This window comes from Halogeometricum sp. S3BR5-2, assembly GCF_031624635.1.
In the GTDB taxonomy this organism is placed as follows: Archaea; Halobacteriota; Halobacteria; order Halobacteriales; family Haloferacaceae; genus Halogeometricum; species Halogeometricum luteum.
The window spans coordinates 184,368-203,828 of sequence record NZ_JAMQOQ010000004.1; the positions used below are offsets into that span (position 1 = coordinate 184,368).

Genomic DNA, 19,461 nt, shown 5'->3' on the forward strand with positions numbered 1-19,461 from the left:
AGGTGGGCGAGGCCCTCGGCATCTCGCGGTCGACGGCGTGGGAGCATCTCAACCGCGCCGAGCGCACGGTGATGCGGGAGATGCACTCGTCCCTCCGCGCCCAGTCCTGTCAGGTCTTGCTTCCCCGACCGAATCCCGCACAGCGGTGGGTGTCACCGCTTCACACTGTCGAAACGGCGATAAGCTATTTCCACGCGACGACAGAAGAAGCGGCCACCACGAGCAGGTGCGACCCTGCGCCCGACCCACCCAACCATGTCTTCGACAACCAGCGACCTGCACGACCGGATCGAGACCGTATCGAACGCCGAAGCGGACGGCGAGCAACTCGTCTCCGTCGCCATCCCGCCCCAGGAATCGCTCGAAGCGACGCGTCGGCGCGTCGAAGAGGACCACGCCGAGGCCGAGTACCTCGACGTCCGCGAGGAGGTCCGCAAACCGCTCAAGCAGGCGCTCGAAGAGACCCGCCGCGTCCTCCACGAGTACGAGGAGACGCCCGAGAACGGGCTGGTCGCCTACGTCGGCGTCGTCGACACCGAACTCGTAACGCACGTCTTCGACGACCTGCCGACGCCCGTCTCGACGGGGACGTACGAGTACGGTAACGAGTTCGACACGGACCCGCTCTCGCCGGCGACGACGCAGACAGACACCCACGGCCTGCTCGTCGTCTCCCGCGACAGCGCGACGCTCGGCCGGTACGACGGCGAGACCATCGAGCACGTCGACACCGTCGAGAGCGACGTGCCGAGCAAGCAGACCGCCGCGGGCGGCAAAGAGGACGACTTCCAAGGCCGGAGTCAGGAGCGGGCCGACGAGTTCTACGACGAGGTCGGCGAGGCCGCGGCGCGCGTGTTCCTCGACGACGCGCCGTCCGACGCCGTCGACGACGCCTCCCCCGGCACCGAGTTCGAGGGCGAGGCGCTCCTCGTCGCCGGCAGCGAGGTCACCGCCGAGCAGTTCCTGGAGGGCGACCACCTCTCGGAACCGCTCGCCGACGCCGCGGTCGGCCCGTTCGACGCGGAGTACGCCTCCGAGCAGGGCCTCCGCGAACTCGTCGACGCCGCCGAGGAGGCGGGCGAACTCGGCACGACCGACGCCCGCGGAGCGCTCGAACGCTTCTTCGAGGCGCTCGACGACGACGAGGAGACCGCCATCGGCGGGCACGAGGACGTCGAGCGAGCGCTCGAACTCGACGCGGTCGACACGCTCGTCGTCGCCGACTCGCTCCCGGAGGAGGAAGTGCAGTCGCTGGCCGAACGCGCCGAGGAACAGGGCGGCGAGTGCGTCGTCGCGCCCGAGGGCCTCGACCGAACCGAACGGCTCGAAGCGGCGTTCGACGGCGTCGGCGCGCTGCTCCGGTTCCCGATAGAGTAACGCGACCCCCGACGCTTCGGTCCGCGGCCGACCGACTCCGTTTTCGACCGGTGATTCGTCTCCGTCCCCGACTCCGTTTCTCCCTGCTCAGCGCTTCGGAGCGAGGAATTCGCCGAGCCACCGGTCGAGCCGCGAGACTTCCACCTCGCCGCTCCGGACGGTGACGACCGCGTTCTCGCACAGCGACTGGACGATTTCGGTCGTCGACCCGTCGACGAACTCCCGGAGTCGACCCTTCTCCGGGGCGCCGATGACCGTAGCGTCGTAGTACGACGACTGGTCGACGATGGCCCGCGCGGGCGTCTCGTCCTCCTCCGCCTCGTAGCGCCACGTATCGAAGTCGGCGAACCCGAGCAGGCGGTCGGAGCAGTACTCGAACAGGTCGTCGACGTCGCTCTCCGTCTCGCCCTCCTCGACGACGTGGAACAGGTCGACCCAGGCGTCGGCCGACTCGGCGAGGGCGCGCGCCATATCGAGCGTCGCGTCGAGGTGCGGGCCGCGCGCGACGGGGACGAGCACCGAGGAGATGCCGTCGAGTTCCGCGTTCCGCGTCACCGTGACGTGGTTGCCGCCAGAGGCGAGGGCCAGTTCGCCGCCGCCGAGCATCGACTTGCGGTCGCGGATATCGAAGATGACGGTGATGTCGAAGCGGTCGACGACGTCGCTCACCCACTCGGCGGTCACCGCCGGCGGCCGTTCGAGAAAGCGCGTCTCGTAGTCGGCCGACGCGTCCGACGACGACGGCTTCAGCGACTCGGCGACGCTCGCGTCCCGCACGGGGACGACGAACCGACCGCCGTCCGCCAGCGACTCGGCGACCCGCAGGAACTCCCCGTCGGCCGGTTCTCCCGGGTCGAACAGACAGAGCACCCGCTCGCTCGTCGCTCGTCCGCCGTCCGGAGAGGCGTACCCCACGGTCTGGCTCTCCCCGAGACGGTTAGGCATAGGCGACTGTTACGTCGAGAGATAATAAACCTCCGTACCGGTTCGCGCGCGCCGTCACTCACTCCGGAACGCCGCGACTCCCCCGCCAGCGGGCCAAGACGACGCGCTCGGCCCGTTCGGGACCGGCGTCGTCGACCCACGCCTCGGCGTCCGACCTCGAACAGGACCGAAGCTCCATGACGGCCGCCACGAGGTCGTCGTACGGGCGCGGTTCGACCGGGTCGTCGCTCACGTCCAACTCGTCGACGTTCGGCGGGGGAACGGGCATCGTCGGCGCTAGGGAGGCGGCGTTCAACAGTGGTTCGGTCGGCCGTCCGGCGGACGCGACGGCGCCGCGCCGGGTGCGCTCACTCGACGGCGTCGCTCATCTGCGACTCGACGGACGCCCGCACCTCCGTCGTCAGCGCCCCGTCGAACGTCCACAGGCCCGAGTAGCGGTCCGGACTCCGTTCCTGCGCGAGAAGGGCGGCGTCGTCCTCCTCGCCCTGGTAGACGACGAACCACGTCGTCCGGAGTTCGTCCTCCTCGGTGTGGGGGTGGACGGATAGCCCCGCCGACCCCTCCACCTCGACGTTCGGGACGCCGTGGACGTGGACGTCCACCCCCGACTCGCCCAGTCGTCGGTAGAGGTTCCGCGTCGGGATGTGTTTCGTGAACCGCGAGAACCGCTGGAACCCGCCGTGCAGTCGCCCCGTCTTCGACTGCCACGCGAGGTGCTCGATGACTCTCGACCCCTGGAGCATCTGCCCGCGCGACTGCTCGCGGATGGTCGTCGTCCCGGACGTCAGTTCGGCCACCAGCGGAGGTTCCGTGCGGTTCGTCTCGAACCGACCCCGGTCGCGCCGGACGTACTCCGTCAGGCTGTCGACGTCGGCGTCGGCGCGGCGGGCGCCGTCGCGGTAGAGGACGGCCGTCTCGGCCGAAATGGACCGGTTGTCGCCGTCCCCCTCTTCGTCTACACCTCCCTCGCCCTCGAACGCCACCTCGGCGCCCTGCGCGCGGAAGAACGATTCGAGCAGTTCCCGCCCCTCGGCGTCGACGCCGCCGACGACGACGAGGCGGTAGTCGCGTTCGAGCACGTCGTCGATTATCTCCGTGAGCGTCACGCCGGGCCTCCGAACCGCTCGTTCGGCGAACGGCGTCCGACCGTCGGAGGGCGAATCTCAGCCGAGACCTGTCCGGTCATCTCCCGTTCGAAAGGAGAGCTGATAGGAATATATTTTGTTTCGAATCGGGTGGAAAAATGACGGGTGAGGTGCTCTTCGTGAGATGGCCTGTTCGACGCCGTCGGCGTTACCTCTTGGTGCTGTTCGTCTCGGTCCGGACGCAGACCTGACCTCTCTCCAAGCCCGAACGAAATCTAGTTTGTACGGTTTTGATGCAAAAACTATATTTAGCGTCTTGGACAGTTGTTCGTCTTCCCGTCGACCGGAACTACCCGGCCTCACGGGCGTCGGCCCCGCGTAACGCGCCTACAGCGACCGTTCCGGGTCGCCGTGGCGGAGCATGTCGAGGAACATCGCCTCGAAGCGGTCGGCGTCGACGGACTCGACGACGCGGGCGTTGGGTTCGCCGTCGGTGACGCCGAGTTCGTCGACGAGGCTGTATCCGCGGGTCATCCCCCCGCGTTCGTCCACGTCGACGTGGTACTCCGCCGATTCGGTGATGAGGTCGGGATGAAGCGCGGACGCCACCGTCAGCGAGTCGGGTTGACTGGTCGTCTCCTCGCCGTACTGCTCGACGGCGAACTCCCGGGCGCGTTCCATGATGGTGGTGAAGAACTCGGCGTAGTCGGTGTCCATCGCGTCTATCTCTTCGAGGGTGTCGGCGCCGAACGTCCCGTCGCGGAGCGTCAGGCCCCAGTCGACGAGCGTCACGTCGAGCTCGTCGACGACGACTTTCGCCGCGTCGGGGTCGACCCAGAAGTTGAACTCCGCCGAGGGGGTGTCGTTGCCGAGGGTGTTCACCGCGCCGCCCATCACGAACACCTCGTCGAGGAGTTCGTTCAGTTCGGGTTCGAGGCGGAGGGCGAGGGCGACGTTCGTCAGCGGACCGATGCAGACCAGCGATATCTCGCCGGGCGACTCGCGGGCGCGTTCGACGATGGCGTTCGCGCCGTGGCCCTCGGCGGACTCCACGTCGGTCTCGGGGCGCAGTTCGCCGCCCAGTCCGCCCTCTCCGTGGACCTGTTCGGCGTGTTCGTGGTCCTTCACGAGGGGCGTCCGCGCGCCCTCGTAGACGGGCACGTCCGTCGCGTCGGCCACGCCGAGGGTGTGCTTCGCGTTCTCGACTTCCTGTTCGAACTCCACGTTGCCGGCGACCATCGTCAGCGCTTCGAGGTCGAGTGAGTCGGCCGACGCGGCGAGGAGAATCGCCATGGCGTCGTCGCCCGCGGTGTCGGTGTCGAGGATGACTCGTCTGCTCATGGGTTCCCATTCCCGGCGGCGTCGTTTAACGGCACGGGAACGGAGCGAACGCGGAACTGAAGTGACTTATCCCACCCGCCTCTCCCACGAGTATGGGCCGCGTCGTGAGTCTCGGGAGCATCAACGTCGACCACGTGGAGTACACCTCGACCGAGTGGGTGCGCTCGGCGGCGGAGCGTTACGAGTGGTTCCCCGCGCCGGGCGAGACGGTGTCCGTCGAATCGGTGCCCGACTCCCTCCGGGAGTCGTACGGGGAGACGTACCTCGGCGGGAAAGGGGCGAACCAGGCCGTCGCCGCGGCCGCGGCCGGCGCGGACGCGGGACTCTTGGGCATGGTCGGCGACGACGAGGACCGGTACGACGTGCTCGACTCCCTGTCGGACCGCGGCGTGGACGTGACCGGCGTGACCCGAACCGACGGGCCGACGGGCGCGGCGTACGTCGCCGTCGACGAGACGGGCGAGAACTACATCGCCATCCTCGCCGGCGCGAACGGCCGCGTCGACGACGCCTACGTCGACGACCGCCTCGACGCTTGCGCCGCCGCCGACTGCCTCCTCGTGCAGAACGAACTCCCGCCCGCGGCGGTCCGGGCGGCGCTCGACCGACTGGCCGGCCGCCCGGACCGACCGACCGTCGTCTACGACCCCGCGCCCGCCGCGGGCGCCGCGGCGATTCTCTCCCACGACTGCGTCGACGTGGTGACGCCGAACGAGGGCGAGTACGCCCGTCTCCGCGACGAACTCGACGCCTTCGACGGAACTGTCGTCCGCACGCGGGGGAAGAACGGCGTCGTCGTCGACGGCGGGGACTCCCGCCTCTCCGTCGAGTCGCCCGCCGTCGACCCCGTCGACACGACGGGCGCGGGCGACGTGTTCGTCGGCTACCTCGGCGCCGAGTTGGCGGCCGGGACCGACTTCGAGGCGGCCGTCAGACTGGCCACCGTCGCCGGCGCCCTCTCGACCGAACGCGAGGGCGTGCAGTCGGCCGCCCCGGCGCGCAAGGCGGTCGAATCGGTCGCCGTGCGGTCGCCGTAGGGTCGCCGTAGCGGTTCTCCCTCGCTCGCCTCGTTCACTCCAGGAGGACGCTGAACCCCCACGTGAACGAGGACTGCTCCTCGCCGCCCGCCTCGTCCATCACCGAGAACGTCGACTCGAAGCGGTACTCGCCCACGGGGAGGCAGACGTCCTCCTGCGTGGGCGCGCCGTACAGTCCCAGTTCCTGACTCGTCGACTCGCCGGGTTCGAGCGTCACCGTCCGGTACTCTTCTGTGACCGCGATACCGTCCGTGAGCCGCCAGCACCCCGCCTCGGCGGGGTAGTCGCCGTCGGACGGCAGGAGCATCAGGTGGTCCTCCGTGTCGTACCGGTAGGCGAAGACGATATCGCGCCCCTCGCCGAGCGTCACCGTCCGGTCGCTCTCGTTGGTCACCGTCGCGCGGAGCGTCGGGGGGTGCTCCTCGGTGGCCGCCTCCGCGACCACCTCGATAGCGGGCCGGACGGGGGCGTCCGGGGCGTCGTCCGTCGACGCGATGATGACGCCGGGGCCGCCGGTTCCCTCCGGGCGCGTCCCGCCGGTTTCGTTGCCGGTGCCCTCGCCCGGCGGCATCTCGGTGCCGGTGTCCGTCGGCGCCTCCGTTCCGGTCGGCGAGTCGGTCTCGCTCTCCGTCTCCGTTCCCGTCTCGGTCTCCGTGTCGCCGCCTGTCCCGCCTAGACACCCGGCGAGAAGAGCGAGCGTTCCGATGCCGCAGGTTCCGATGAGGGACCGTCGTGTCGTGTTCACGACAGACGTATCGACGTTCGAGGGGATAATCGCAACGTAGACACAAGCGAGCGTTTGTCCCACCCCGTCGTCCGCCGCGGACCGGTGGCGTTATAGTGAGTTAGGCGGGCCTAAAAACATGGGCGGAGAGACTTCGACGGGCGACGGAGCGGAGGAGCGAGCGGAGGAGCGAGCGGAGACGGGTCGGACGGACGAGGTGGTTCGGAACGACGGCCCCGATGTCGACGCCGACGTCGCCGTCGTCGGCGGCGGACCGGCGGGGTGTTCGGCGGCCGTCTTCGCCGCGCGGTACGGCCTCGACACCGTCGTCTTCGACCGCGGTCGGTCGTCGATCCGACAGTGCGGCTACTTGGAGAACTACCTCGGCTTCCCGGGCGGCGTCGACGTCGACGCCTTCTACGACCTGATGCACGCTCACCTCGAAGAGGCGGGGGGAACGCTCGTCCCCGAACTGGTCGAATCGGTCGACCGCATCGCGTCCGACGCGGCGGACGGGAGGAGGGCCGGAACGTTCCGCGTCGAGACGCAGGACGGCACGTCTCTCCGCGCCTCCCGGGTCGTCGCGGCGACGAAGTACGACGCGGGCTATCTGGCCGGAGTCGACGAGGCGATGTTCGTCGACGACGGGCACGGCGGCGAGACGCTCGACCCCGACTACCCGTCCGAGGACGGGGCGACGCCCGTCGGCGGCCTGTACGTCGCCGGCCCCCTCGCGGGCGTGCCCGACCAGGCCGTCGTGGCGGCCGGTCACGGCGGACGCGTCGGCGGGCGCGTCGTCGCGGACGTCCGCCGCGAGAACGGCCACTGGGACGCCGTGGCGACGTACTACGACTGGGTCCGCCGCGACGCGACGCTGACCGACGAGTGGCGCGACAGGGACCGTTGGCGCGAGTACTTCGACGAGTACCTCGCGCCCGAGGGCGAGGCGGCCGAGACGCTCGACGAGGCGCACGTCGAACGCGTCCGAGAGTCGTACATCGACGAGCGGTTCGCCAAGTACGCGACCGACGAGGAGATAGCCCGGCGGACCGACGCCGGCACCGAACGCCTCGTCGAGACGGTCGGCGTCGACCGACTCCTCGACGCCGTCGACGACGACCGAATCCGCGCCTACCTCGACGACTGACTCGTCGCCCCGTCTCTCCGCTCTCTTTCCGCCCCGCGTCTCCGACAGTGTTTTGCGCGGAACACCCGAAGATACAACTCATGAATACGGAGCTGCGAACGTACCTCGTGACGCAGGCCGACCGCTCCCGCGGGCGCGGCACCGTCGCCACCGTCCGCGCCGCCATCGACGGCGGCGTCGACGTCGTCCAGATGCGCGAGAAACACGCCACCGCCCGCGAGCGGTACGAACTCGGTCGGGAACTCCGGGAACTCACCCGCGAAGCGGACGTCGCGTTCGTCGTGAACGACCGCGTGGACGTGGCCGCCGCCGTCGACGCCGACGGCGTCCACCTCGGCGACGACGACCTGCCGATAGCGGTCGCCCGCGAGCAACTCGGCCCCGACGCCCTCGTCGGCCGGTCGGTGTCGACGGTCGAGGCCGCCGTCGAAGCCGAACGCGCGGGTGCGGACTACCTCGGCGTCGGCGCCGTCTTCGCCACCGACACGAAGGACGTCTCCGAGGGCGAGTCGAACGTCGGCACCGAGCGGGTAGCCGAAATCGCCGACGCTGTCGAGATTCCCCTCGTCGGTATCGGAGGCATCACGGCGGCGAACGCGGCCGACGTGGTCGGCGCGGGCGCGGACGGCGTCGCCGTCGTCTCGGCCATCACCGACACCGACGACCCCGAGACGGCCGCACGCGACCTGCGCCGGGCCGTCGACGGCGTGCGCGCCGGGGGGGTCGAACGGTGAGCGACCCGACCGTCGACCCCGCCGCGGCGCTCTCGGCCGTCCGCCGGGAGCAACCCTTGGTCAACTCGCTCACGAACGCGGTGACGGTCAACGACGTGGCGAACGCGACGCTGTACTGGGGCGGTCTCCCGGTCATGTCCGACGACGAACGCGAGGTGGCCGACATGGTCGCGGGCGCGCAGGCGTGTCTCCTCAACATGGGAACGGTCAGCGAGTCGGGCGAGGCGGCCAACGGGAACGGCGTCCCCCTCGTCGTCGACCCCGTCGGCGTCGGCGCGACGCCCACGCGGGACCGCGTCGCGGAGCGTCTGGTCTCCGAGGTCAGACCGGACGTGATAAACGGCAACTACGGCGAGATATCCGCCATCGCGGGCGAGGAGAGCGAGGTCCGCGGCGTCGAGTCGGTCGGCGAGTACGCCGACATCGCGGAGACGGCGGTGGCCGTCGCGCGGCGGACGGACGCCGTCGTCGTCGCCTCCGGCGAGACGGACGTGGTTGCGACCGAAGACGCGGCCTTCGAGGTGCGCGCCGGCCACCCGATGATGGGCGAAGTCGTCGGCACGGGCTGTATGCAGGGCGTCACCGTCGCGACGTTCGCCGGGGCGATGGAGGATACGCTGACCGCGGCGCTGGCCGGGACGCTCGCGTTCGGCGTCGCGGGCGAGGCGGCCGCGGACGGGCAGTTCGGCGAGTACGCCGGTCCCGCGAGCTACAAGATAGCGTTCCTCGACGCGGTGGCCGGCCTCGGCGGCGTCGACTTACCCGACGGCGACGAGCGAATCGAGCGCGTGGTGGAGGCGGCGTAACCGATGGCCGACCCCGACCCGCAGACCCCGCCGTACGCGCTGACGATTGCATCGAGCGACTCGGGCGGCGGCGCGGGAATCCAGGCCGACCTGAAGACGATGACGCGACTCGGCGTCTACGGCGGGTCCGTCGTCGTCGGCGTCACGGCGCAGAACACTGCGGGCGTCCGGTCGACGCACGTCCTGCCGACCGAGGAGGTCCGAGCGCAGTTCGAGGCGGTGAACGACGACTTCGATATCGGCGCGGTGAAACTCGGGATGCTGGCGACGGCCGAGGCCGTCGAGACGGTCGACGACTGCCTCGACGGCGTCGACGCCCCCGTCGTAATCGACCCGGTGATGGTCGCCACCTCCGGCGACCGACTGCTCGAAGCCGACGCCGTCGACGCCTACACCGAGCTGTTCTCGCACGCGACGCTGGTGACGCCGAACGCCGACGAGACGGAGGAATTGACCGGAGAGTGGCCCGACTCCGAGGCGGCGCGGGCGGCGGCGGCCGACCGGTTCTTCGAGTGGGGCGCCGACGCGGTGCTGTTCAAGGGCGGGCACGTCGAGGACGAGTCGGGGAACGGCGAGGTACGCGACGTGCTGGTCACGCCCGACGGGACGGAGACGTTCGCGTCGGAGCGCATCGAGACGGACGTGACGCACGGGTCCGGATGCACGCTGTCGAGCGCCGTCGCCGCCCGACTAGCACGCGGCGACGACCTCTCGGCGGCGGTCGAACGCGGCACCGCGTTCGTCCGCGCGGCGATAGCGAATCCGGCGGACGTGGGGGAGAACGGGAGCGTGAACCACCTCGTCGAGAGCGAGGGGGCGCTTGCGGAGTTCGGCGGCGAGTAGTGCGGACGACGCGACGCCGCGACGAGCGCGGAGTCGACGACCGACCTACGACCGCGTCCGCGTGTGGTACTGGGTGTAGCCGCCGAGGACGGCGTTGATGACGGCCCCCAGGAGGAGGACGACGCCCGTGAAGTACAGCCACGTCAACAGCAGCATGATGCCCGTGACGATGTCGGCCCCGCCGGCCGTCGAACGGGCGACGTATATCTGGAAGATGCCCTGCAGGAGCGCCCATCCGACCGCCGCGACGACGACGCCCGGGAGAATCTCCCGCGCGGACACGTCGACGTCCGGAAAGACGTAGTAGATGGGGAAGAACGCCACGATGAGACCCAGGGCGAGACCGACCGGGAGGAACACGCCGAGGTACGGAATCATCCCCTGAAACGCCCCGAACACGCTGGTCACCGCTATCATGGCGGCGAGTGCGAGCGTGAGGCTGACAAGGACGACGAGGCCGTCCTTGATCTGGTCGACGATAGAGCTGTCCGGCGTGACCTCGTAAATCTCGGAGAAGGCGGTGTCGAGCCCGCGGAATATCTTCAGCGCGCTCCAGACCAGTACGACGATCCCGACGACCGACGACCCGGTGGCGCTGTTCGCCTGCGTGGCGAACAGGCGCTCGATGAAGCTTCCGATGGCGGGCGAGACGTTCTCTGTGACGACTGACAGCACCTGCTCCTCCCAGCCCGCGCCGAAGAACGCGACGACGAAGACGGCGAAGAGGAGAATCGGTACCAAGGAGACGAACGCGTTGTAGGCGATGCTCCCCGCGAGGAACGTGACGTTCTTGTCGCGGAACGCCTCGCCTACCGCCTTGGCTTTCGAGACGGTGCCTGTTGAGTTGCTCATGGGGGCATCGTCCCTCCACGCTCACAAAGAACTCACGGCAGTTAGGAATGCTCTCGGCGAACGTCACGATTTCCTTTAGCTTCGCCGCGACCCGCCGGACGCCCCGCGGACTCCTCCCGGGTCTTTATACGTGCCACCGCGTATCACGACCGATGACAGCGTACGACACGGTCGAATCACCGGACGAAACGACGATCTTCGGGTACCACGACCTGACCCCGCCGACGCTCGCGGACGTCTACGAGGCGCGTTCGGTCGTCTCCCGTCACCTCCCGCGGACGCCCCTCGTCCGGAGCGAGTCCCTCTCGGCGGAACTCGACGCCGACGTCTACCTCAAACGGGAGGACACGCTCCCGACGGGCGCGTTCAAGGTACGCGGCGGAATCAACCTCTGTGCGGGCCTCGACGAGGAGTTCCGCGAGCCCGGTCTCATCGCGGCCAGCACCGGCAACCACGGCCAGTCCGTCGCCTACGCGGGGCGGGCGTTCGACATCCCCGTTCTCGTGGCCGTGCCCGGCGACCCGAACCCGGACAAGGTGGCCGCGATGGAGCGGATGGGGGCGGAGGTGCACCCCGTCGGCCGCGACTACGACGACGCGCGCGAATGGGCCGAAGAGCGGGCGCGGACGGAGGGCTACCGCTACGTCCACTCGGCGAACGAACCCGCACTGATAGCTGGCGTCGCCACGGCGGGCCTCGAAGTCGTCGAGGAACTCCCCCGGGTGGACACGCTCTTCTGCCCCATCGGCGGCGGCAGCAGCGCCTCGGGCTACTGTCTCACCGTCGGCGAGATGACCGACGCGGACGTCGTCGGCGTCCAGTCGGCGAACGCGCCCGCGATGTACCACGCGTGGTCGGAGGGTCACCTCCGCCCCCGAGACGACGCCGACACCTACGCCGAGGGCCTCCAGTCGCGCGTCCCGTTCGCCCTCACCACGGAGATACTCCGCGACCGACTGACGGAGATGGTCCTCGTGAGCGACGAGCGAATCGAGGCGGCGGTGGAGACGATGCTCCTCGAAGAGCACCTCGCCTTGGAGGGCGCGGCCTGCGCGTCCGTCGCGGCGGCGCTCGAACGCGGCGACGAACTGGCGGGACAGACCGTCGTGCTCCAGATTTCGGGGCGCAACATCGCCGGCGAGAAACTCCGGGCGGTGCTCGGCTGAATGGCCGGCAGCGAATCGGACGGCGGGACGGAATCGCGGCCGGTTCGGGACCACTTGAGCGAGGTCCGCCGGGCGTTCCACCGCGACCCCGAACCGGCGTGGTGCGAGTTCGCCACGACCGCTCGCGTCGTCGAGTACGCCGAGCGAATCGGCGTCGACGAACTCCACTACGGTCCCGATATCACCGACCCCGAGAACCGTCTGTCGGTGCCGCCCGAGGCGGAACTGGAGGGGTGGTTCCGACGGGCACGAGAGCGCGGCGCCGACCCCGACGTGCTCGAACGCCTCCGCGGCGGTCACACCGGCGCGGTGGCGGTCCTCGAACGCGGTCCGGGACCGACCGTCGCCCTCCGCGTCGACATCGACGCCCTGCACGTCGCCGAGTCCGACGACCCGGGCCACCGCCCCGCAGCCGAGGGGTTCCGCTCGGAGAACGAGGGAGTGATGCACGCCTGCGGGCACGACGGACACGCGACCATCGGCCTCGGCGTCCTCGATGCGGTGAGGGGGAGCGAGTTCTCGGGGACGCTGAAGGTTCTCTTCCAACCCGCCGAGGAGGTGGCCGGCGGCGCCAAGGCGATGGCGACGGGCGGCCACCTCGACGACGTCGACTCCCTCCTGGCCGTCCACCTCGGTCTCGACAGACCGACGGGCACCGTCGTCGCCGGCGTCGTCAGGACGCTCGCGGTCCGCCGGTTCCGCGCCGAGTTCTCGGGAACGTCGGCCCACGCCGCGAAGAACCCCGAAGCGGGCGACAACGCGATTCAGGCCGCGGTGTCGGCGGCGTCGGACCTGTACGCGGTTCCGCGGCACGGCGGCGGCGCGACCCGGGTCAACGTCGGCCACGTCGAGGGCGGCGCGCCCGGCCACACGAACGTCGTCGCCGACCGCGCCGCCTTCGAGGCGGAGGTCCGAGGTGAAGACACGGAACTGATGGAGCACATGTTCGAGGAGTGCGCGACGGTGATTCGGACCGCCGCGGAGCGACACGGCTGCGAAGTCGAGATAACGGTCGAGGGGGAGGCGCCGCGGGAGGACAGCGACCCCGAGACGGCGGGGGCCGTCGAGGCGGCGGCGCGGGCGCACTCCGACGTGACGGAGACGATACCGTCCGCGGACTTCGGCGCCAGCGAGGACGCGACGTACCTGATGAAGCGGGTGAAGGAGAACGGCGGAAACGCGGCGTACGCGGTGGTGGGTACGGACCACCCCGGCGGCCACCACTCCCCGACGTTCGATATCGACGAGCGGAGCCTCGACATCGCCGTCGACGTGCTGAGCGACGCCGTCGTTCGGCTGGGGGCCGAGTAAGCGAGTAGGCCGGCCCCGACTGAACTGCGAGGGCGGCGACGGACGCTTCCGACGCCAGATTCAAGCGCCTCGTATACGACTGTATACGTATGGGGACGAAATCGGTTCGCCTCGACGACGACGTGTACGACTACATCGAGGCGCACAAGCGGGACGACGAGACGTTCTCGGACGCCGTCGCCCGACTCACCCGCCGGTCCTCGATAACCGACCTCGCCGGACTCCTGAACTCGGAGGACGTGGAGACGATGCGCGACGCTATCGACGAGGCCGACGAGGCCGACGCCGAAGAGGTGCGCGAGGTGCGGGAGCGATTGCGTGATTCTTGATACGGCGTTCGTTCTCGACCTCCTCGACGGCGACGAGGGGGCGGTCTCGAAGGCCGAACAGTTAGAGGCCGACGGCGCGGTGTTGAAGATGCCCGCGATGACCGTTCTGGAGTTGTACATCGGTATCGGAACGGGCGCCGCCGACGACTCCGAGGAACGACGGATTCGCCGCGTTATCGACGACTTACCGTTCGTCCCGATGGACGAAGAGGTCTCCCGTCGGGCGGGGCGGCGACTCGGCGAGTCCGGGGCGGCGCGCCGGAAAGGCGACGCCGCCATCGCCGCGACCGCCGAGATAGCGGGCGAACCCGTTCTGACGCGGAACGTCGACGACTTCGAGCGGTTGGGCGTCGAGGTCGAAACCTACTGAGTCGACGCCCCGGGTTCGCCCGCTCCTTGAACGACGCAGTCGTGCGGTTGGGTACGATTAACGAGGCGTAACGGGTCGTTACGCCGCCGTCTCGCCCGGTTTATCGACCCCTTACCAGTCTAACGACCCGCCGCTCTGGTACTCCGTGACCTGCGTCTCGAAGAAGTTCTTCTCCTTGTTCAGGTCGACGGCCTCGCTCATCCACGGGAACGGGTTTTCGGTCCCGTAACTCGCCGCGAGGTCCAACTGACCCAGTCGCCGGTCGGCGATGTACTCGACGTACTCGGCGAACTGCTCGGAACTCATCCCGAGCACGTCGTCGGGGCAGGCCTCCCGGGCGTATATCTGTTCGAGGTCGACCGCTCTCTCCACGAGGTCGCGCACCTCCTCGCCGAACTCGTCGGTCCAGACGCCGGAGTTCTCCGCGCGAATCTGGTTGATGAGGTCGACGCCGAACCCCACGTGCAGCGACTCGTCGCGCATGATGTACTCGAACTGCTGGCCGATGCCGACCATCTTGTTCTGCCGCCGGAGGGCGAGCATCATGGCGAACCCGGCGTAGAAGAACACCCCCTCCATGACGACGTAGAAGCCGACGAGGTCGCGGAGCAGGTCGCGCACGTCCTCCGTGTCCTCGACCTCGAAGTCCGGGTCGTCGAGATTCCGCGTCAGGTCGACGACGAAGTCGTCTTTCTCCTGAATCGAGGGGACGCGCTCGTACATCCCGTAGAGATAGTCGGGGTCGAACCCCAGCGAGTCACAGCAGTAGATGAAGGTGTCCGTGTGGATGGCCTCCTCGTACGCCTGCCGCAGGAGGTACTGCCGGCACTCCGGCGCGGTGACGTACTCGTAGAGGGCGAGGACGATGTTGTTCGCCGTCAGCGACTCGGCGGTGGAGAAGAAGCCGAGGTTCCACTCGACCAACTGCTTCTCCGAGTCGGTGAGTTCGCCGCCGTTCCACTGGGCGACGTCGTCCTGCATGGGTATCTCCTCGGGCACCCAGTTGTTGGCGACGCCGTCGCGGTAGTACTGGCGCGCCCAGTCGTAGTCGATGGGCAGTATCTTGTTCGGGTCGTGTTCCGCGTCGTGGTTGAGTATGGGCATTGGTAATCGAGTTCAGACGGTCACTGACAGGCGTCGCAGGTCGGGTCTTCGACGCGGGCGAGACCGGTGCCGCTGGACTCGTCTGACGGTGTCGCGCCGTCGTCGCCGTCAGTCGCCGCGTCCGCATCCTCACCTCGTCGCTGCGTCCGGCCGTACTCGGCCATGTCGAGCGTCGATTTCTCTATCTGCGAGGCGCCGAGCGTCCGCAGGTAGTACGTCGTCTTCATCCCGAGTCGCCACGCCGTCTTGTACACGTCGTCGAGCAGGGAGCCGTCGGTGCTCGGGAAGAACACGTTGTGCGAGACGGACTGGTCGATCCACTGCCCTCGGTGGGCGGTGAGGCGAAGTTGGTGTCGCGGGTCTATCTCGAAGGCGCTCCGGTGCAGTTCGCGCGTCTCCTCGGGGATGTCGGCTATCTCCTGAATCGACCCGTCGTGGAACTTCACCCGGTCGACCATCCCCTCGTCCCACAGGTCGAGGGCTTTCAGTTCCTCGACCAACTGCTCGTTGAGGACGGTGAAGTCGCCGCTCATGTTCGACTTCACATATAGATTCGAGTAGATGGGTTCGATGGAGGGCGTCGTCCCGTTGATGGTCGACACCGTCGCCGTCGGCGCGACGGCCATCGTGTTCGAGTTGCGCATGCCGTGCTCGGAGATGTGCTCGCGCACCCGGCCCCAGTCCATCGTCTCCGAGCGGTCGGTCGGAATCTCGCGGCCGCGCTCCTCTTCCAGCAGGTCGACGGTGTCGTGCGGAAGGACGCCGCGGTCCCACTTGCTCCCCTCGAACGTCTCGTACGGTTCTCGCTCCTTCGCCAAGCGAGAACTGTTGAGGATGGCGTGGTAGGAGACGAACTCCTGCCAGCGGTTGGACTTCTCGACTGCGTCCTCGGAGGCCATCGGCGTTCCCGTCGCCATCAGCGCCTCGTGGAAACCCATCACGCCGAGACCGATGGGACGGTGGCGCATGTTGGAGTACTCGGCCTCGTCCGTGGGGTAGAAACAGAGGTCGACGACGTTGTCGAGCATCCGCATCGCCGTCTCGACGGTCTCGGAGAGGGCGTCGCGGTCCAGTCCCTCGCCCGAAACGTGGTTCGAGAGGTTGACGCTCCCGAGGTTGCAGACTGCGTGCTCCTCGGAACTCGTGTTGAGCGTTATCTCGGTGCAGAGGTTCGAGGAGTGAACCGTGCCGACGTGGTCCTGCGGCGATCGGACGTTACAGGGGTCCTTGAACGTGATCCACGGGTGGCCCGTCTCGAACAGTCGGGTGAGCATCGTCCGCCAGAGATCCGCGGCGTCGACCGTCTCGTACTGCCGCAGTTCCCCGTTCTCGGCTTTCGCCTCGTACGCCTCGTACACCTCGGCGAACTCCTCGCCGTAGGTCTCGTGGAGTTCGGGCACCTCGTCGGGGGAGAACAGCGTCCACTCTCCCTCCGCTTCGACCCGTTCCATGAACAGGTCCGGCACCCACGCCGCGGTGTTCATGTCGTGCGTGCGGCGGCGTTCGTCGCCGGTGTTCCGCCGCAGGTCCAAGAAGGCGGGAAAGTCCATGTGCCACGCTTCGAGGTAGGCGCAGGCGGCGCCGCGGCGCTTGCCCGACCGATTTATCGCCGCGGTCACGTCGTTGCTTATCTTCAGGAACGGCACCGTCCCCGTCGACTCGACGCCCGTACTGCTGATGAGCGCGCCCTCCGAGCGGAGGTTCGTCCAGTCGTTGCCGAGGCCGCCGCTCCACTTCGACAGTTGCGCGTGGTGTTTGTAGGACTCGAAGATGTGCTCTAAGTCGTCCTCGACGGTGGTGAGATAGCAGGAAGACAGCTGCGGGTGGGTCGTCCCGCTGTGGAACAGCGTCGGCGTCGAGGGGGTGAAGAGCAGTCGGGAGAGCACGTCGTAGAACTCCAAGGCCCGTTCTTGAGGGTCGTCCTCCTCGATGGCGAGGCCCATCGCCACCCGCATCCAGAACGCCTGCGGCAGTTCGAGGGGGTCCTCGTCGTTCGTCTCGATGAAGTACCGCTGGGTCAGCGTCGACATCGCGATGTAGTCGAACTTCTCGTCGCGTTCGAGGGCGAGCGAATCGGCCAACTCGTCGAGGTCGAACCGACCGTCGAGGAGTCGCTCGTCGAGTAGGTCCTCCTCGACGCCGCGTTCGAGGTTCTCGCGGAACGTCTCGCGGTAGGTCGCCTCCGTCTCGTCGTCGACGCGCCCCTCGGACTCGGCCGCCGCGCCCGTCAGTCGCTCGCCGGTCACCCGGCGGAAGTAGCGCTGCCGGTGCACGTCGGCGGCGACGTACTTGTAGGCGGGGTCGCGTTCGATTCGCGCCGTCGTCACCCCCTCGAGCGCCTCGTACACCTCGTCGGCCGAGGCGCCGTCGTAGAGGTTTCGCTCGGCCTCTTCGAGGAGTCGGTCGGTCGTCTCGTCGGTGAGCACGTCCTCGTAGTCGGTCCGCGCGCGTTCGAGTATCGCTCGTGGCTGTGCGTCAGTCGCCTGCGTCGTCTGTGTGCGTGCCATCTGGTGAGTCGTCCGTCGTCGCGTCGGGGTCGTCGGGACCGTCGGACCGCTCGAACCGGTCGTCGAGCACCCGGTCGAGTTCGTCGAGGAACTCCTCGGGGTCCGAGAACGCCTCGTACACCGAGACGAACCGGATGTACGCCACCGAATCGAGGTCGCGCAGGCGGTCGGAGGCGAGTTCGCCGACGAGGCTGGAGGAGACGATGCGCGTCCCCCGCCCCGCCAGTTCCCGCTCTACCGCCTCGACCAGCGACTCGACGGTCGCCGCGTCCACGGGCCGCTTCTCGACGGCCCGTTCGACGCCGGCGCGGAGTTTCCCCCGGTCGAACGGTTCGATGCGTCCGTCGCGTTTCTTCACTTGGAGGGTCTCCCACTCGGGTCGCTCGTACGTCGTGAACCGGAACGAACACCGCTGACACTCCCGCCGGCGGCGGACGGTCGCTCCGTCCTCGCCGGTCCGGGTGTCGACGACGCTCGTCCGGTCGTGACCGCAATCGGGGCAGTCCATGGTTGTCACTACTCGACCCTCCGGGCTGTTCAACCCACATGTCGTGGGTCCGCGCTATCGGTCGCAACATGTAGTGTCCGCGAGACGGTGATAAATTTTTCCAACGAGATTTCACTAAGACAAGTAAGATTGTTTTAGTCGCATCGGCCTTCTGGATGGGAGGGCCCGCTTGTTCCCCTATCGGGGCGATTTAGCCGATTAAATCGGACGTTTCGCTCTCTGACATCCCGACGTCGGAGATTCAACGACACCTTCAAGAAAACATCTAGTTCAATACCATTGATATAACAATACAGACCTACTCCGGATGTGAAGACATGCCACTGGCGATACGACCGCCCGCGGTGCGGGGTAATGTCACCGATATCGGGGAGGATGACCTCTACGAGATGCTCGGCAACCCACGACGGCGACACACGCTCCGATACCTGCGCGAACGCGACGGCCCCGTCGCCATCGGCGAACTCGCGGAGCACATCGCGGCGGCGGAGAACGGTATCCCGGTCGAGGAAGTGACGCACGCGCAACGGAAGAGCGCGTACACGGCGCTCTATCAGAACCACCTCAAGAAGTTAGCTGACTCCGGGTTCGTGCAGGCGGAGCGACGGTGGGTCGACGTCGAACTCACGCCGGCCGCGAAGCGCCTTGATTTCGGATTCGACGGACACGCCGGCGAGGCGCAGCACTCGAGTCGGTACGCCGTCGCGCTCTCGTTCCTCAGTATCGTAACGGCCGCCGCCTTCTCGTTCGGGCTACTGTCGCCGCTTACCGCCGCTGCCTCGTTCGGCGTTCTCCTCGTCGCGTTGTTCGTCGTCTCGACGTAGTCGTCACCGGTCGTCGGTTCGAGGGGGCGATTGACGCCGCCGGTGGCTCTGCGCTTCTCCACTCCGCCGCTCTGTTTTCACTTTTTGCTTCCCGATTCCTCCGCGTTCGTGCTCTGTGCTTCACTCCCTCCTCGACAGGCGTTTTTCCTCGCCCGCCTCCTTCCGCTTCCGCTCTCGTTCGCGCTTCCTCCGCCTCGCCGTTCCTCCCGCTCCCGACGAGCAACCCCGAGACCGCGTTCACACTTCCCTAACCGCTCGACGCGAGACGTAGTTAGCGCGGTGATAATCATCGAAACAGTACGTTACTCTCTACCAACGTCTCGATACCGCTCGGTATTGTGCTAATAGTGATACATCTGTCAGTACGTTCAATTTTCACCCGGTTCGGTGGGTGGACTGCCGTTTCTCGGGTCACGTATGGAATCGATTCGGTGATCAGACGCGATTCGAC

At 68.1% G+C, this 19,461-nt stretch carries 20 protein-coding genes; 11 read left to right on the top strand and 9 right to left on the bottom strand.

Translation table 11 applies throughout. The annotated features are described in order from the left end of the window. Positions 1-255 precede the first annotated feature (255 nt). A complete protein-coding gene (locus tag NDI79_RS15600; RefSeq protein WP_310929511.1) occupies positions 256-1,377 on the top strand; it encodes a baeRF10 domain-containing protein in 1,122 nt (373 codons plus the stop codon). 87 nt (positions 1,378-1,464) lie between these two features. Here the strand turns inward: NDI79_RS15600 and NDI79_RS15605 are convergent, their stop codons facing one another. The 4 genes from NDI79_RS15605 to NDI79_RS15620 all read right to left on the bottom strand — a co-directional run bounded on the left by NDI79_RS15605 (position 1,465) and on the right by NDI79_RS15620 (position 4,748). Then, on the bottom strand, positions 1,465-2,322 hold the full coding sequence (locus tag NDI79_RS15605) for a universal stress protein (protein WP_310929512.1): 858 nt from the start codon (positions 2,320-2,322) through the stop codon (positions 1,465-1,467). Positions 2,323-2,380: 58 nt separating this feature from the next. After that, positions 2,381-2,590 (bottom strand): hypothetical protein, encoded by a 210-nt coding sequence (locus tag NDI79_RS15610; protein ID WP_310929513.1) that lies wholly within the window; start codon positions 2,588-2,590, stop codon positions 2,381-2,383. A gap of 79 nt (positions 2,591-2,669) precedes the next feature. Beyond that, a complete protein-coding gene (locus NDI79_RS15615; protein ID WP_310929514.1) occupies positions 2,670-3,428 on the bottom strand; it encodes a DICT sensory domain-containing protein in 759 nt (252 codons plus the stop codon). Positions 3,429-3,794: 366 nt separating this feature from the next. After that, a complete protein-coding gene (locus tag NDI79_RS15620; protein WP_310929515.1) occupies positions 3,795-4,748 on the bottom strand; it encodes a nucleoside hydrolase in 954 nt (317 codons plus the stop codon). Between the two features lie 92 nt (positions 4,749-4,840). Here NDI79_RS15620 and NDI79_RS15625 point away from each other — a divergent pair, with 92 nt between their 5' ends. Continuing rightward, on the top strand, positions 4,841-5,785 hold the full coding sequence (locus tag NDI79_RS15625) for a PfkB family carbohydrate kinase (RefSeq protein ID WP_310929516.1): 945 nt from the start codon (positions 4,841-4,843) through the stop codon (positions 5,783-5,785). Between the two features lie 34 nt (positions 5,786-5,819). Here NDI79_RS15625 and NDI79_RS15630 read toward each other — a convergent pair whose 3' ends face one another. Beyond that, positions 5,820-6,530, bottom strand: coding sequence for a hypothetical protein (locus tag NDI79_RS15630; protein WP_310929517.1), 711 nt, complete (start codon positions 6,528-6,530; stop codon positions 5,820-5,822). Positions 6,531-6,648: 118 nt separating this feature from the next. On the opposite strand from NDI79_RS15630, the gene NDI79_RS15635 reads away from it, so the two are divergent. From NDI79_RS15635 to thiD, 4 genes are all read left to right on the top strand, one after another. Continuing rightward, complete coding sequence (locus NDI79_RS15635) at positions 6,649-7,656, top strand: NAD(P)/FAD-dependent oxidoreductase (protein ID WP_310929518.1); 1,008 nt, start codon at positions 6,649-6,651, stop codon at positions 7,654-7,656. 80 nt (positions 7,657-7,736) lie between these two features. After that, positions 7,737-8,390, top strand: a complete 654-nt coding sequence (gene thiE, locus NDI79_RS15640) for a thiamine phosphate synthase (RefSeq protein ID WP_310929519.1) — start codon at positions 7,737-7,739, stop codon at positions 8,388-8,390. Further along, positions 8,387-9,196, top strand: coding sequence for a hydroxyethylthiazole kinase (gene thiM / locus NDI79_RS15645; RefSeq protein WP_310929520.1), 810 nt, complete (start codon positions 8,387-8,389; stop codon positions 9,194-9,196). Before thiE ends, thiM begins: the two co-directional genes overlap by 4 nt. Before the next feature lie 3 nt (positions 9,197-9,199). Then, on the top strand, positions 9,200-10,039 hold the full coding sequence (gene thiD / locus NDI79_RS15650; RefSeq protein WP_310929522.1) for a bifunctional hydroxymethylpyrimidine kinase/phosphomethylpyrimidine kinase: 840 nt from the start codon (positions 9,200-9,202) through the stop codon (positions 10,037-10,039). Between the two features lie 45 nt (positions 10,040-10,084). Here thiD and NDI79_RS15655 read toward each other — a convergent pair whose 3' ends face one another. Beyond that, positions 10,085-10,891 (bottom strand): YihY/virulence factor BrkB family protein, encoded by an 807-nt coding sequence (locus tag NDI79_RS15655; RefSeq protein ID WP_310929523.1) that lies wholly within the window; start codon positions 10,889-10,891, stop codon positions 10,085-10,087. 152 nt (positions 10,892-11,043) lie between these two features. On the opposite strand from NDI79_RS15655, the gene NDI79_RS15660 reads away from it, so the two are divergent. From NDI79_RS15660 to NDI79_RS15675, 4 genes are all read left to right on the top strand, one after another. Then, on the top strand, positions 11,044-12,057 hold the full coding sequence (locus NDI79_RS15660; RefSeq protein ID WP_310929524.1) for a threonine ammonia-lyase: 1,014 nt from the start codon (positions 11,044-11,046) through the stop codon (positions 12,055-12,057). Further along, complete coding sequence (locus tag NDI79_RS15665) at positions 12,058-13,368, top strand: amidohydrolase (RefSeq protein WP_310929525.1); 1,311 nt, start codon at positions 12,058-12,060, stop codon at positions 13,366-13,368. Positions 13,369-13,457: 89 nt separating this feature from the next. After that, positions 13,458-13,697 (top strand): antitoxin VapB family protein, encoded by a 240-nt coding sequence (locus tag NDI79_RS15670; RefSeq protein ID WP_310929526.1) that lies wholly within the window; start codon positions 13,458-13,460, stop codon positions 13,695-13,697. After that, positions 13,687-14,067, top strand: coding sequence for a PIN domain-containing protein (locus NDI79_RS15675; RefSeq protein ID WP_310929527.1), 381 nt, complete (start codon positions 13,687-13,689; stop codon positions 14,065-14,067). Before NDI79_RS15670 ends, NDI79_RS15675 begins: the two co-directional genes overlap by 11 nt. A gap of 111 nt (positions 14,068-14,178) precedes the next feature. Here the strand turns inward: NDI79_RS15675 and NDI79_RS15680 are convergent, their stop codons facing one another. The 3 genes from NDI79_RS15680 to nrdR are packed head-to-tail and all read right to left on the bottom strand — an operon-like array spanning position 14,179 to position 18,186. Beyond that, positions 14,179-15,171: a ribonucleotide-diphosphate reductase subunit beta gene (locus NDI79_RS15680; protein ID WP_310929528.1), complete on the bottom strand. Its 993-nt coding sequence runs from the start codon at positions 15,169-15,171 to the stop codon at positions 14,179-14,181. A gap of 20 nt (positions 15,172-15,191) precedes the next feature. Continuing rightward, positions 15,192-17,678: a ribonucleoside-diphosphate reductase subunit alpha gene (locus NDI79_RS15685; protein WP_310929529.1), complete on the bottom strand. Its 2,487-nt coding sequence runs from the start codon at positions 17,676-17,678 to the stop codon at positions 15,192-15,194. Further along, positions 17,647-18,186: a transcriptional regulator NrdR gene (gene nrdR / locus NDI79_RS15690; RefSeq protein ID WP_310929530.1), complete on the bottom strand. Its 540-nt coding sequence runs from the start codon at positions 18,184-18,186 to the stop codon at positions 17,647-17,649. The genes NDI79_RS15685 and nrdR overlap by 32 nt, the downstream gene beginning before the upstream one ends. 317 nt (positions 18,187-18,503) lie before the next feature. Between nrdR and NDI79_RS15695 the strand changes: the two genes are divergently transcribed. After that, on the top strand, positions 18,504-19,010 hold the full coding sequence (locus NDI79_RS15695) for a winged helix-turn-helix domain-containing protein (RefSeq protein WP_310929531.1): 507 nt from the start codon (positions 18,504-18,506) through the stop codon (positions 19,008-19,010). Positions 19,011-19,461: the final 451 nt, after the last annotated feature.